The sequence below is a fragment of the Mesorhizobium monacense genome, from assembly GCF_056781675.1.
On the sequence record NZ_CM165567.1, the window covers coordinates 4,065,912 to 4,080,205 of the forward strand.

The 14,294-nt window shown below is 63.7% G+C and carries 8 protein-coding genes; 3 read left to right on the plus strand and 5 right to left on the minus strand.

Features of this window, described 5'->3' with window-relative positions:
• Positions 1-64 precede the first annotated feature (64 nt).
• Together AC1RUK_RS19865 and AC1RUK_RS19870 are read left to right on the plus strand one after the other, a co-directional pair.
• Positions 65-2,416 carry a trimethylamine N-oxide demethylase gene (locus tag AC1RUK_RS19865; RefSeq protein WP_481839304.1) on the plus strand — a complete coding sequence of 784 codons (2,352 nt, stop codon included), beginning with the start codon at positions 65-67 and terminating at the stop codon, positions 2,414-2,416.
• A gap of 327 nt (positions 2,417-2,743) precedes the next feature.
• Entirely contained in the window at positions 2,744-4,456 is a 1,713-nt protein-coding gene (locus AC1RUK_RS19870) for a trimethylamine N-oxide permease (protein ID WP_481839303.1), read from the plus strand.
• Positions 4,457-4,530: 74 nt separating this feature from the next.
• Here AC1RUK_RS19870 and AC1RUK_RS19875 read toward each other — a convergent pair whose 3' ends face one another.
• From AC1RUK_RS19875 to AC1RUK_RS19895, 5 genes are all read right to left on the minus strand, one after another.
• Complete coding sequence (locus AC1RUK_RS19875; protein ID WP_481839302.1) at positions 4,531-5,880, minus strand: LLM class flavin-dependent oxidoreductase; 1,350 nt, start codon at positions 5,878-5,880, stop codon at positions 4,531-4,533.
• 191 nt (positions 5,881-6,071) lie between these two features.
• Complete coding sequence (locus tag AC1RUK_RS19880; protein WP_481839301.1) at positions 6,072-9,218, minus strand: efflux RND transporter permease subunit; 3,147 nt, start codon at positions 9,216-9,218, stop codon at positions 6,072-6,074.
• 256 nt (positions 9,219-9,474) lie between these two features.
• Positions 9,475-10,611: an efflux RND transporter periplasmic adaptor subunit gene (locus tag AC1RUK_RS19885; RefSeq protein ID WP_481839300.1), complete on the minus strand. Its 1,137-nt coding sequence runs from the start codon at positions 10,609-10,611 to the stop codon at positions 9,475-9,477.
• 75 nt (positions 10,612-10,686) lie between these two features.
• On the minus strand, positions 10,687-11,295 hold the full coding sequence (locus tag AC1RUK_RS19890) for a TetR/AcrR family transcriptional regulator (RefSeq protein ID WP_436171411.1): 609 nt from the start codon (positions 11,293-11,295) through the stop codon (positions 10,687-10,689).
• 202 nt (positions 11,296-11,497) lie between these two features.
• Complete coding sequence (locus tag AC1RUK_RS19895) at positions 11,498-13,138, minus strand: acyl-CoA synthetase (RefSeq protein ID WP_481839299.1); 1,641 nt, start codon at positions 13,136-13,138, stop codon at positions 11,498-11,500.
• 188 nt (positions 13,139-13,326) lie between these two features.
• On the opposite strand from AC1RUK_RS19895, the gene AC1RUK_RS19900 reads away from it, so the two are divergent.
• Positions 13,327-14,292, plus strand: coding sequence for a sugar-binding transcriptional regulator (locus AC1RUK_RS19900; RefSeq protein ID WP_481839298.1), 966 nt, complete (start codon positions 13,327-13,329; stop codon positions 14,290-14,292).
• The last annotated feature ends 2 nt before the right edge of the window (positions 14,293-14,294 follow it).

A 14,294-nucleotide genomic window follows, 5' to 3' on the forward strand; every position in this document is an offset into this window, starting at 1 on the left:
CTATTCTTGCTGCTAAAATAATTTCACGCACAGGCAAACTTGTTTCTCGAACCGCAAGGCTGAGATGAGCCAGTCGCCCTACCCTGCCGTAACAGCCGGACCGCCCCGGCCGAGCCTGATTCTCCGGCCCGGCCAGATCGCGCTGCCGCCCGGCACGGAGCGCTATACGATCCGGGGTAATGGCGCGGTGCTGATCGAGGTCGAGGCCGGCGATACGATCACGGTTCGCAATGTCGAGGGAGGCCAGGCCTGCGAGCTTCTGGCCTGGGACAAGTCTGGCGCCACCGATCCCGCTATTCTCGGCGAAAAATCCAACAGCAATGCCGCCGGCATCAAGGCGCTGCTTGCCGACGGCGTGCGCCGCGGGCTCAAGCGCCGTCAGGTGCAGCTTGACCAGGCGAAGGCGGTGCGCGTGTTCGGCGGCGCCACGCCCGCCGGCACCGAACAGGGTTTTGCTGTCGCGCGTGACGGCGCGATCCTGATTGCCGCGCCCGGCGGGCCGATGCTGGTCGATGGCCACGACACGGCGACACCGCTCACCGTGATTGTCCGCCGCGCCACCATCCGCCCGGCGGCGAAGTCTCAGCTCGGCGACCCGCTTGCCGATCCGGTGCTCGACCTGCGCGTCCATTCGGCGACGGCGGAATCCTACTTCGTCAAGGCCGGGGACTATCTGCAGATCATCGATGTCGACGGCCGGCAATGCACCGACTTCCAGTGCTTTTCAGCGCGCAAACTGGACAAGGGGCGCGATCATCCACTCGACGTGACGACGACGCGCACGCTGATGGGCGCGAGCTATCCGATGCCCGGCCTGCACTCGAAATATTACGATCAGGATATGGAGCCGCTGGTCGAGGTGGTGCAGGACACGTGCGGGCGACACGACGCCTTCGCGCTCGCCTGTGCGGCCAAATATTATGACGACATCGGCTATCCCGGCCACACCAACTGCTCCGAGAACTTCAATCGCGCGCTCTCGGACAAAGGCGTAAATCCCCGCGCGGGCTGGATGGCGATCAACTTCTTCTTCAACACGGCGATCGACGCGCATGGCGTGATGGTGTCGGACGAGCCGTGGTCGCGGCCGGGCGACTATGTGCTGCTCAGGGCGCTCACCGACATCGTCTGCGTATCCTCCGCCTGCCCCGACGATACAACGCCGGCCAATGGCTGGAACCTGACCGACATCCACGTGCGGACCTATTCCGGCCAGCACAAATTCTCGCGAGCGATCGCCAGACGCATGACGCCCGATTCGGAACCGAAAATGACCCGCGAGACATCCTTTCATTCGAGCTTTGCCAAACACACGCGCGACTTCGTCGAGTACAGGGGCTACTGGCTGGCCAATTCCTTCGCCAAAGAAGGGCCGATCGCCGAATATTGGGCCTGCCGGCAGGACGCCGTGATCATGGACCTCTCGCCGCTGCGCAAGTTCGAGGTCACCGGCCCGGATTCGGAAGCGCTGCTGCAATACACGCTGACCCGCGAGGTGAAAAAGCTCGGCGTCGGCCAGGTCGTCTATTCGGCCATGTGCTACGAGCATGGCGGCATGATCGACGACGGCACGCTGCTTCGGCTCGGCAAGGACAATTTCCGCTGGGTTGGCGGCGACGATCTTTCCGGCGAGTGGCTGCGCGAGACGGCCAAGAAACTCGGCCTCAACGTGCTGGTGCGATCCTCCACGGACCAGATGCACAACATCGCCGTGCAAGGGCCGAAGAGCCGCGACATCCTGAGAGAAGTCATCTGGACCTCGCCGCTGCAGCCCTCGATCGACGAATTGGAATGGTTCCGTTTCGCCGTCGCGCGCATCGGCGGCGGCAACGGCATCCCGGTCGTCGTCTCGCGCACCGGCTACACCGGCGAGCTCGGCTACGAGATCTGGTGTCATCCACGCGACGCCGAAAAAGTGTTCGACGCCATCTGGGAGGCCGGCCAGCCGCATGGGCTGAAGCCGATGGGCCTGCAGGCGCTCGACATGGTGCGCATCGAGGCTGGGCTGATCTTCGCCGGCTACGAGTTCTCCGACCAGACTGATCCTTTCGAGGCCGGTATCGGCTTCACCGTGCCGTTGAAGACGAAGACCGACGATTTCATCGGCCGCGAGGCGCTGATCCGCCGCAAGGAGCACCCGCAGACGAAACTGGTTGGCCTCGACATCGACGCCAATGTCGCTGTCGGCCATGGCGACTGCGTCCATGTCGGCCGCGCCCAGATCGGCGTCGTCACTTCGGGCATGCGCTCGCCGCTGCTGAACAAGACCATTGCGCTGGCGCGGCTCGACGTCACGCATTCGGCCATCGGCACCGAGGTCGAGATCGGCAAGCTCGACGGCCATGCCAAGCGGCTGCCGGCGCGCGTCGTGGCCTTCGCCCATTACGACCCGCAGAAGACCAAACCGCGCTCCTGACGGCATTGCAACCAAGCCATATTGCTCGACAAATGACGGCAGTTATGGTATTGTTTTGGCCATGGTGCTGATTTGCGCCGCGACCCGCCTTTGGCGGGTTTTTTCGTTTCAGACCACCCGGCAGCGCCGCGAAAGCCGGCGTTTCGCAAGCGTGATGTGCACAGCGCCACAAAACGCTTGACGTGAAAGCGCGCCGGATCAATCTTCACTGTTAAGAAAAAAATACGACTGAGTGGAAACACCGACAGTCGTCGATATCGTGTCGGGGGAAGCTTCGCGAAGCCGAGGCGTCGCCGGCGGGGACAACCAAAAGGGGAACACAGACACATGAGCACGGTAACCACCACTGCCCTGGTGCAGCCTGCCGAAGGGCAGCTGCACCGGAACATCGACTGGCGCGGCGCCTTCTGGGTGGCAAGCGGCGTTCCAGCCCTCGTCCTGTTTTCGATCGGCGGCATAGCCGGCACGACCGGAACGCTGGCCTTCGCGATCTGGACGGTGTCCATGATCATGGGCTTCCTGCAGTCCTTCACCTATGCCGAAATCGCCGGCCTGTTCCCGAACAAGTCCGGCGGCGCCTCGATCTATGGCGCCACGGCCTGGCTGCGCTACTCCAAGTTCATCGCGCCGCTGTCGGTGTGGTGCAACTGGTTCGCCTGGTCGCCGGTGCTGTCGCTCGGCTGCTCGATCGCCGCCGCCTATATCCTCAACGCGCTGGCGCCGCTGCCGGTGTTCAGCGAGACCTCGCCGGAAGTCATCGCCTATATCGCGGCCCATGCCGGAACGGCTCCCGCCGACGCGATCACCGCGGTGACTGCGGCCGCAACGCCTGTCATCCGCACCTGGTCGCTGTGGAGCCACACACTCGGACCGGTCTCCTTCACCTTCAACTCAACCTTTTTCATCGGCGCGGTGCTGATGCTGATCATCTTCTCGATCCAGCATCGCGGCATTCTCGGCACGGCCAATGTGCAGAAATATATCGGCCTGCTGGTCATCATCCCGATGTTGATCGTCGGCGTGGTGCCGATCTTCACTGGCCAGATCAACTGGGCGAATTTCTCGCCGTTGGTGCCCCTAGCCGCCGCCTACGCCCCCGAGCCCGGTGCGTGGAACATCGCCGGCTGGACGCTGGTGCTTGGCGGCATGTTCATCGCCGCGTGGTCGACCTACGGTTTTGAGACCGCCGTCTGCTACACGTCGGAATTCAAGAATCCCGGCACCGACACGTTCAAGGCGATCTTCTATTCCGGCCTGCTGTGCATGCTTTTGTTCATCCTGGTGCCCTTCACCTTCCAGGGCGTGCTTGGCTTGAACGGCATGCTGGCGACGCCGATCGTCGACGGCTCGGGCGTTGCCGATGCGCTGGCCGGCATGGTCGGCGGCGGCAATCTGATCCACAGCCTCTTGGTGATGCTGATGATCCTGGCGCTGGTGCTCTGCATCATGACGGCGATGGCCGGCTCCTCGCGCACGCTCTACCAGGGCTCGGTCGACGGCTGGCTGCCGCGCTATCTCAGCCATGTCAACGAGCACGGCGCGCCGACACGGGCGATGTGGACCGACCTGATCTTCAACCTGATCGTGCTGGCCATCGCCTCGGCCGACGCGACGAGCTTCTTCTTCATCCTCGCCGTGTCGAACTGCGGCTACATCATCTTCAACTTCCTCAACCTCAATGCCGGCTGGATCCACCGCATCGACAATGGCCATATCGCACGGCCTTGGAAGGCACCGAGCTGGCTGCTCGGCGTCGGCGCGATCTTCGCCTATGTCAACGCGGTCTTCATGGGCGCCGGCGCCAAGGTGTGGAACCCGATGGCGCTGTGGGCCGGCCTGATCACCGCGGCGCTGATCATCCCGGTGTTCTGCTTCCGGCACTACATCCAGGACAAGGGTAAATTCCCCGACCACATGCTGGCCGACCTCGGCATGACATCGTCCGATCTCGCAGTCAGGAAGGCGGGAATGCTGCCCTATTTGACGCTGGTTGCCGGCGTGGTGGTGATGCTGCTGGCCAACTGGCTGTTCGTCATCTGACCTGCAAGCCGACAGGATCGGGCGCGCTTCGGCGCGCCCGATTTTTTTTCGGCAATCGCCTCGAGCCGGCCTGATTAACCAGCCTTGCGGATTGCCGTGTCCTCGAAGAACCGGTTCGGCGGCCGCTTCAGGCCGAGATTCTCGCGCAGCGTCGATCCCTCATACTGCTGCCTGAAGATCCCGCGCCGCTGCAGTTCGGGCACCACCTTCTCGGCGAAATCGTCCAACCCGGCCGGGAGATAAGGGAACATGATGTTGAACCCGTCGGAGCCCTCGGCGACGAGCCACTCCTCCATCTCGTCGGCGATGGTCTTCGGCGTGCCGACGAAGGCGAGGCCGGAATAGCCGCCCAGCCGCTGGGCAAGCTGCCGGACGGTCAGGTTTTCCTCGCGCGCCAGTTCGATGACGCGCTCGCGGCCGCTCTTCGAGGCATTGGTCTCAGGGATTTCCGGCAAGGGCGCATCGGGCTCGAAGCCGGACGCATCATGCCCGATCGCGATCGACAGCGAGGCAATGCCGCTTTCGTAATAGACGAGACTGTCGAGCTTGGCTCGCTTGGCCTGCGCCTCCGAGACGCTGTCGCCGACGACGACGAAGGCGCCGGGCAGGATCTTGATGCTGTCGCGCGAACGGCCGAGCTTTTGCGCGCGGCCCTTGACGTCGGCGAAGAAGCGCTGCCCCGACGCGAGATCGGCATGGGCGGCGAAAATGACCTCCGCCGTTTCGGCGGCCAGCTGCCGCCCCGCCTCCGATGCGCCGGCCTGGACGATGACCGGCCAGCCCTGCACCGGCCGCGCAATGTTGAGCGGCCCGCGCACCGACAGATGCTCGCCCTTGTGGTCCAGCACATGCAGCCTGGCCGGGTCGAAATAGAGGCCGCTCTCGGCGTCGCGAATGAAGGCGTCGTCGGCAAAGCTGTCCCACAGGCCGGTCACGACATCGTAGAACTCGCGCGCCCGCCGGTAGCGCTCGTCATGCTCGACATGCTCGTCGAGGCCGAAATTCAGGGCCGCGTCGGGGTTCGACGTCGTCACGATGTTCCAGCCGGCGCGGCCGCCGCTGATATGGTCGAGCGAGGCGAAACGGCGGGCAATGTGGTAGGGCGCGTCGAAGGTGGTCGAGGCGGTGGCGACCAATCCGATGTGGTCGGTGACGGCGGCAAGCGCCGACAGCAGCGTGAACGGCTCGAAGGACGTCACCGTATGGCTGCGCCGCAGCGCCTCGATCGGCATGTTGAGCACGGCCAGATGATCGGCCATGAAGAAGGCGTCGAACTTCGCCGCTTCGAGCGTCTGCGCAAAGCGCTTCAGGTGCGCGAAATTGAAGTTGGCGTCGGGATGGGCGCCCGGATAGCGCCAGGCTCCGGTGTGAAGACTGACGGGCCGCATGAAGGCGCCGAGGCGCAGTTGCCGTTTTTCTACCATGGGAAACAATCCAGCGATGATGAGCGTGCCGCTCCGGTATCGCTGCAGGATCGGCCTCTATCGGCCTGCTGAAAAGGAATTGTGTTTTGCGAAGCCGGCGCTGGGGAGCATTTTTCGCCCGCCAGGCTGCCTGTGATGCGGATCATCCGCCATCGGCCAGTGGCGATGGCGGATGATCCAAGGTTGCCACCTTATTCCGCGGCCAGCGCCAGTTGCGGCCTTTCGCTGCTGTCGGCCAGTTCGGGCTCCGGCGCCTGCTCTGTATCCCCTGCCTTCTTGGGCTCGCGGCCGAAGAACAGGGCATAGCCTGCCGGAAGCACGAGGATGGTGAGCACGGTGGCGACGAGGATGCCGCCCATCATCGCGTAGGCGAGCGGCCCCCAGAACACGGCGCGCGAGATCGGGATCAGCGCCAACACCGCCGTCATCGCCGTCAGCACGATCGGCCGGAAACGGCGGACAGCCGAGCCGATGATGGCCTCCGAGCGTTCCATGCCTCTGGCTATGTCCTGGTCGATCTGGTCGACCAGGATGATCGAGTTGCGCATGATGATGCCGAGCAGCGCGATGACGCCGAGGATGGCCACGAAGCCGAACGGCGCGCCGCTGATCAGGAGGGCCGCAGCCGCACCGATGATGCCGAGCGGGCCGGTGGCCAGCACCAGCATCGCCTTGCCGAAATGCTGCAGCTGGATCATCAAGAGCACGACGATGACGGCCAGCATGATCGGCGCCTTGGCGGCAATCGAGGCCTGGCTTTCGGCGGAATCTTCCGCGCCGCCCTGGATCTCGATCTTGTAGCCTGGCGCGAGGCCGTCGCGCAGGCCCTTGATGTCGTTGTACATCTTGGTGACGACATCGTTGGACTGCACGCCATCTGGCAGCGTGCCGCGCACGCTGATTGTCGGCAAGCGGTCGCGCCGCCATTCGACGCCCTGCTCGAGCACCGGAACGACCTTGGCCACCTGCGACAGCGGCACGAAGCCGCCGAAGTCGGTCGGGATATAGACCGAGTCGACCGAGGACAGCAGCTTGCGGCTCGCCTCCGGCTCACGGGCGACGATGGAGACCGTCTCCTCGCCGTCGCGGAAATCGTCGAGCGGCGCGCCGGACATGGTTGCCTGCAGCATCTGGCGGATGCGCTGCGAGCTGACGCCGAGTGCGCGGGCGCGATCCTGGTCGATGACCAGCTTCATCGCCGGCACCGGTTCCAGCCAGTCGTCGTGAACGGCGCCGAGCAGCGGATTGGCCTGGAACTTAGCCTTCACCTCGTCGGCGATGCGGCGCACCTCCTGGCGGTCCGGACCCATGACGCGCATCTGCACCGGCCAGCCGGTCGGCGGGCCGAGGAACAGGCGGTCGACCTTGGAACGGATCGAAGGGAAATCCTGCGCCAGGATGGTGCGCAGCTTGACGATCAGCCGTTCGCGGGCCGGTTCGTCCTTGGCCATCACCAGGAGCTGGGCGAAGTTCGGATTGCGCAGCTGCTGGTCGAGCGGCAGGAAGAAGCGCGGCGCGCCCTCGCCGATATAGGTGGCGATGAAGCGCTTGTCCTGGTCGTCCATCATCCTGGATTCCAGCGCCTTGGCCTGCGTCTCGACTTCCTTGATGCTGGTGCCTTCCGGCAGCCAGAGATCGACGAGGATTTCCGGACGCGAGGACTGCGGGAAGAAATTCTGCGGGATGAACTGGAACGCCCACAGGCTGGTGCCGAAGGTGACCAGGGTCATCACCAGGACGATGATGCGATGGCGCACGGCCCAGCCGACAGTGGCGCGCAGCCGGCGATAGAAGCTTGTGTCGAAGGCATCGTGATGATTGCCGGCATGCTTGCGCTGCTTCAGGATCATGTGGCCGAGCCATGGCGTGAAATAGACCGCCACGAACCAGGACACGACCAGCGCGATGCCGACGACGTAGAACAGCGTGCGCACATACTCGCCGGCCGTCGAGGCGGCGAAGCCGACCGGGATGAAACCGGCGGTGGTGATCAGCGTGCCGGTCAGCATCGGGAAGGCCGTCGAGGAGTAGGCGAAGCTCGCCGCCTCGATCTTGACCAGCCCTTCCTCGAGCTTTCGTTCCATCATCTCGACGACGATCATGGCGTCGTCGACCAACAGGCCGAGCGCAATGATCAGCGCGCCGAGCGAGATGCGCTGCAGGTCGATGCCGATCTCGTACATGATGGCGAAAGTGGCGGCGAGCACCAGCGGAATGGCGATGGCGATCACCAGGCCGGAACGCCAGCCGATCGACAGGAACGAAACGACGAGCACGATCAGCAGCGCCTCGCCGAGCGCCTCCATGAACTCGTTGACGGCATCCTTGACGACCTCGGGCTGGTCGGAAACCTGGTCGACCGCAACGCCATAGGGCAGAGCTTCCTCGAAACGCTGATAGGTCGCCTCGACGTCCTTGCCGACGTCCTTGACGTTGAAGCCCTTGGCCATGACGACGCCGACCTGGACGCTCTCGTGGCCATTGAAGCGATACTTGCGCTGGTAGGGATCCTCCAGACCCGAGGTCACGGTGGCGATATCGCCCAGCCGCGTCACCTGGTTGCCGGCGCGCAGGCGAAGCTCGCGGATGTCGGCCGCCTTGGTCACGTCGCCCTCGACCGAGATGCGCACCGAACGCAGGCCGGTGTCGACCGAACCCGCCGGATCGACATTGTTCTGGCCCTTGATGGCGTTCTGCAGGTCGGTGAGCGTCAGGCCGCGCTCGGCGAGCGCCTTGGACGAGACGTCGATATAGAGTTTTTCCGGCTGGTCGCCGATGATGACCGCCTTCTCGACGCCGGGCGTCGTTAGCAGCATGTCGCGCGCCTGGGTGGCGAATTTCTTCAGCTCGGGATAGCTGTAGCCGTCGCCGCTGATCGAATGCAGCGTGATGAAGGTGTCGCCGAACTCGTCGTTGAAATAGGGACCGAGCAAGCCTTGCGGCAGATCGCCGGCGATATCGCCGACCTTCTTGCGCACCTGGTAGAAGGCATCCTTCACCTGGTCGGCGTTGGTGTCGCCCTTGATCTGGACGGTGATGATGGCGCTGCCGGCGCGGGTGTAGGAACGCACGAAATCGAGATGCGGCGTTTCCTGCAGCTTGCGCTCGATCTTGTTGACGACCTGGTCTTCCATCTCCTTGATCGAGGAACCCGGCCAGACCGCCTGGACGACCATGACGCGGAAGGTGAAATCCGGGTCTTCCTTCTGGCCCATGCGCATCAGGCCGAGCGCGCCGGCAATGATGATCAGGCCAAACAGGAAGCGCGCAATGCTCGGGTGTCCGATCGCCCAGCGCGAGAGATTAAACGGTCTTTTTTCATTCGTGTCGGTGGTCATCGGCGTCAGTCCAATCCAATTGATTGTCGGCGCATGCGCGCGGCATGCTCACGGAATTTCCGATGCTGGCTTCCGGGCGACGAGGCTTTCCGAGCGGAGAGACACTCGTCGCGGTGGGGACGCGAGGACGGATGTGGGGGTTACATCGACCTGACGTCTCGACAATCGGGCACTCGCCGCCCGGAAACCGTGACCCACTAAACCCCGCGGCTTTCGCCTAAGGTGATGACAAGTGGGTTTTCATTTTGCCTGCGCTTCAGCGCAGGCTGCTGGTGGTCTCGCCATCATTCTCCGCCGATGCGGCCTGCTGTGCTGCATCGTCGGAGAGCTTGACCTTCAGATTTTCGGTCATGAACTGGGTGCCGGCGGCAATCACCACGTCGCCCTGCTTCAGCCCGTCGGCGACATTGACGCCGTCGGCGGTGAAGTCGCCGACCTTGACCGGGCGCGGATGGACCGTCTCGCTGCTGCGGTCGACGGTCCAGACGATCTTCTGGCCGTCCTTCTCGGCGAGCGCGCTGAGCGGGACCGACACCATCTGCTGTCGGCTCGCCACCGAGGCCTCGATATTGGCGGTCATGCCAAGCAGCACGCGCGGATCGTTGGGCAGCGAGACGCGGACGGCAAAGGTGCGCGACTGCGGATCGGCACTGCCGGCAACCTCGCGGACCTTGCCGGCAAGTGTCAGCGCATCGTCCGACCAGAAGCTCGCCTTGACGTCCTTGCCCGGCTTGAATTCGGCGATATCCATTTCCGGAACAGCGATCAGCACTTCCTTCTCGCCGTCGACGGCGACCGTCATGACCGGCGTGCCGGCGCCGACCACCTGGCCGACATCGGCGGTGACGGCGGTGACGATGCCGTCCTGGCTTGCCTTGAGATCGGTGTAACCGACCTGGTTTCGGGCCTGGGCAAGGGTCGAGCGGGCGGCATCGCGCGTCGCCACCGCCTGATTATAGGTCAGTGTCGCCTGCTCGAGCTGCGACTTGGACGCGACGTTCTTGGCGTAGAGCTGCTCGGCGCGCTTCTTGGTCAGATCGACCGTCTCGACCTGCCGTTCGGCGGCATCGAGGCTCGCCGCCGCACTCTTGACCGACAAGTCGTAGTCAGAGGGGTCGATGCGGGCCAGCACATCGCCCGAAGTCACATGCTGGCCGATGTCGACGAGCCGCTCGGTAACCTTGCCGGCGACCCGGAAGCCGAGGTTCATCTCGGTGCGGGCGCGCACCGAGCCGGAATAATCGAGCTCGCGGGTGGTTTGCGCCTGACCGATCTCGACCACCTTGACCGGCCGGATGATATCCTTGACTTCGGCCTTTTCTTGGCTGCAGCCGGCAAGCCCGAGCACCGCGACGACGAGCACGGCCGGACCGACTGCCGGAAGCCTGCTCATGATGGAATTGGACAAAGACACCTTAGTACTCCCAAACTGGAGATGAACTGTCTTCCGGCGCCCGGCGGGCGGCGGTTATTTCTTCAAGGCCTTGATCGCGTAATCGATGAGGTCGTCGGGCATCGCCCGGTTGGTCTTGGCAAGACATTGCGCCACCATCTGCGGATGGCACAGGATGACGGTGGCGGCGCCGAAGCAGCGCGACGCGATCACCGGATCCTGCTCGGCGAACTCGCCGGCTTCGATGCCGTCGCGGATCACCTCGGCGAACAGATCGTGGATGCTGTCGACATGCTTGTCGATGACGCCCCAATCGCGCTCGAGGGCAACGATGACCATCTCATGCACCTTCTGGTCGTCGAGCATGACTTCCATCGTCATCTTGTACTGCGCATGCACGTAGCGCCGCAGCCGCTCCTCGGCGCTGATCGGCAGGCGAGAAATCTCGTAGGCCATCTTGTAGCTGGCGCCGAGCATACGACCGCAGACGGCTTGGTGGATTTCGACCTTGGTGGCGAAGAAGCGGTAGATGTTGGCCGGCGACATGCCGAGCTCGCGCGCAATGTCGGCGACATTGGTCTTGCCGTAGCCATAGTGGCGGAACAGGCGTTCGGCGCAGTCGAGAATGCGGGTGACATTCTCCTGGCGGGTCGGGTCGGCCACTATGTTTGCGATCTCGGGCATGGCTCTCTGTCAAATTACGAGTGACGAATTTCAATTTTCGTCAGTCATAAATCGAAATTCGTGAGATGTCAACGCGGATTCGACGTACGCGTATAATTGGTGACAGATGGTGACAGTCAGGAGCGGCCGGCCCGCCAGGCGCTTCGTCCCGGACGCCGGGGGCAAACCTATCGAGGACAGAGCGAAAGAGCGTAAAGGCCGCTTACCCTGCCTTCGCCATCTCGCGCAGCCGAAACTTCTGGATCTTCCCGGTCGACGTCTTGGGAATCTCGGCGAAGATCACCGCCTTCGGCACCTTGAAGCGGGCAAGCAGCGCGCGGCAGTGCTCGATGATCTCGGCCTCGGTCGCCGTCCTGCCGGGCTTCAGTTCGACATAGGCGACGGGCACCTCGCCCCATTTGTCGTCGGCCCGGGCGACGACGCCGCAGGAGGCGACGGCGGGATGCTTGTAGAGCGCGTCCTCGACCTCGATCGACGAGATGTTCTCGCCGCCGGAGATGATGATGTCTTTCGAACGATCCTTAAGCTGGATGTAACCGTCGGGATGCATGACACCGAGGTCGCCGGAGTGGAACCAGCCACCGGCGAAGGCCTCGTCGGTTGCCTTGCGGTTCTTCAGATAGCCCTTCATGACGATGTTGCCGCGGAACATGACCTCGCCGATGGTCTCGCCGTCGGCCGGCGTTTCCGTCATCGTCTCGGGGTTCATCACGGTCAGGCCCTCGAGCGCTGCATAGCGCACGCCCTGCCTCGCCTTCTTCGCCGTCCTCGGGCCCTTCTCCAGCCCATCCCACTCATTGTGCCATTCGTTGACGACCGCCGGACCGTAGGTCTCGGTCAGGCCGTAGAGATGGGTAACGGCAAAGCCGGCATCGGCCATGCCCGACAGCACGGCCTCCGGCGGCGGTGCGGCAGCGGTGTTGAAGGTGACCGTCTGCGGGAATTGCCGCTTGTCCTCGTCGCTGGCGTTGATCAGCACCGACATGACGATCGGCGCGCCGCAGAGATGGGTCACGCCATGGTCGGCAATCGCATCGTAGATCGGCTTCGGCCGCACCCAGCGCAGACAGACGTGGGTGCCGGCCTGGACGGCGAGCGTCCAGGGAAAGCACCAGCCATTGCAGTGGAACATCGGCAGCGTCCACAGATAGACCGCGTGCTTGGCCATGCCGGCATGGATGGTGTTGGTGTAGGCCATCAAGGCCGCGCCGCGATGATGGTAGACGACGCCCTTCGGATTGCCGGTCGTGCCCGAGGTGTAGTTGAGCGAGATGGCGTCCCATTCGTCGTCGGGCATCGACCAGCCAAAATCCTCGTCGCCGCCGGCGACGAACTCCTCGTAGTCGAGCGTGCCGATCCGCTCGCCCTTCGGATAGGGCGCATCAGCGGCGTAATCCGGATCGTCATAGTCGATGACCAGTGGCCTGGCCTTGGCCTGCGCCAGAGCCTCCTTGAGGACGCCGGAAAATTCGCGGTCGACGATGAGGACTTTCGTCTCGGCATGGTCGAGTTGGAAGGCAATCACTGCCGCATCGAGGCGGGTATTGAGCGAATGCAGCACCGCTTTGGTCATCGGCACGCCGAAATGCGCCTCCAGCATCGGCGGCGTGTTGGAGAGCATCACGGTCACGGTATCGCCCTTGCCGATGCCGCGCTTCGAGAGCGCCGAGGCGAGCTTCAGCGAGCGCCTCCAGAAATCGCGATAGGCGATGCGCTGGCTGCCATGGATGATGGCGATATGATCGGGATAGGTCCTGGCCGCGCGCTCCAAATAGGTGAGCGGCGTCAGCGGCTGGTGATTGGCGGCGTGCCTGTCGAGATCCTGTTCGTAGGGATTGCCCATCCCGTCCTCCCCAATGTCGAATATCAACTTCTAATCACAGGCCTCGCGCCGCGTCACCACCAACGATGCCACGACAAGGTGCATTTGGCACAATGATGATCCAGATTCAGCGAGCGAAAGGGTATTGCATACTTCGCTCAATTTGACTTTTGTCGAGAGCCGTGAATAATGTCAGCCGAGGAGATGGCATGGCGATCCGACCGGCAGAACAGCTTATCCACAAGGCCGCCTGGCTTTACTACGCCCATGGCCTGCGACAGGATCAGGTAGCCAGCCAGCTCAACATTTCGCGCGCTTCGGTCGCCATGTATCTGCGCAAGGCGCGCGAGACCGGCATCGTCAACATCTCGACCTCGACCCAGCTCTTCACCGACGATGTCATGGCGCGCCGGCTCGAAGACGCCTTGAGCCTCGACGCGGTCTGGATCGCGCCGGAAAACGACTATGTCATCGATCCGTCGACCGACATCGCGGTGCTGGCGGCGAGCGTCTTTCTCGAACTGGTGAAGAAGGGCGACCGCATCGGCGTCGCCTGGGGCCGAACCATCTATACCATCGCCGACATCATGTCCTATGCCGATCTGCAGGATGTCACCGTGGTGCAACTCTGCGGCAATCTCGGCGCGCCCTATTCTTACCGGCCGGACCAGTGCACGATGGAAATTGCGCGCCGGCTCAACGCCAAGGGACTGAATTTCTACGCGCCGCTGGTGCTGACGACGGAAGCGCTGGCACATGGCTTGCGCGCCGAGCCGGTGATCCGCGAGCAATTGTCCGGGATAAGCGACTGTGATCTCGCGCTCTATTCGATCGGCACCGTCGATGCCGACAGCCATGTCGTCAAATGCGGCGCGCTGAGCGCCGGAGAGATGGCTTTACTGCGCGAGGCCGGTGCCGCCGGCGTCATCGCCGGCCAGATCATCGATGCCGCCGGCAAGGCGCTCGACTGCAGCTACAATCGCCGCGTCATCTCGGCGGCGCTGTCGTCGCTGCGCCAGATCGAAAAACGCCTGATGGTGGTGCAGGAGGACAGCAAGTTCGAACCGCTACTCGCTGCCCTCGCCGGTGGGCTGTGCACACATCTGGTGGTCGGCGCGCGCATGGCGAAGCGGCTGCTGGAGCACGCGGGAGCGGCGACCGAAAAGGCCTCCTAGAC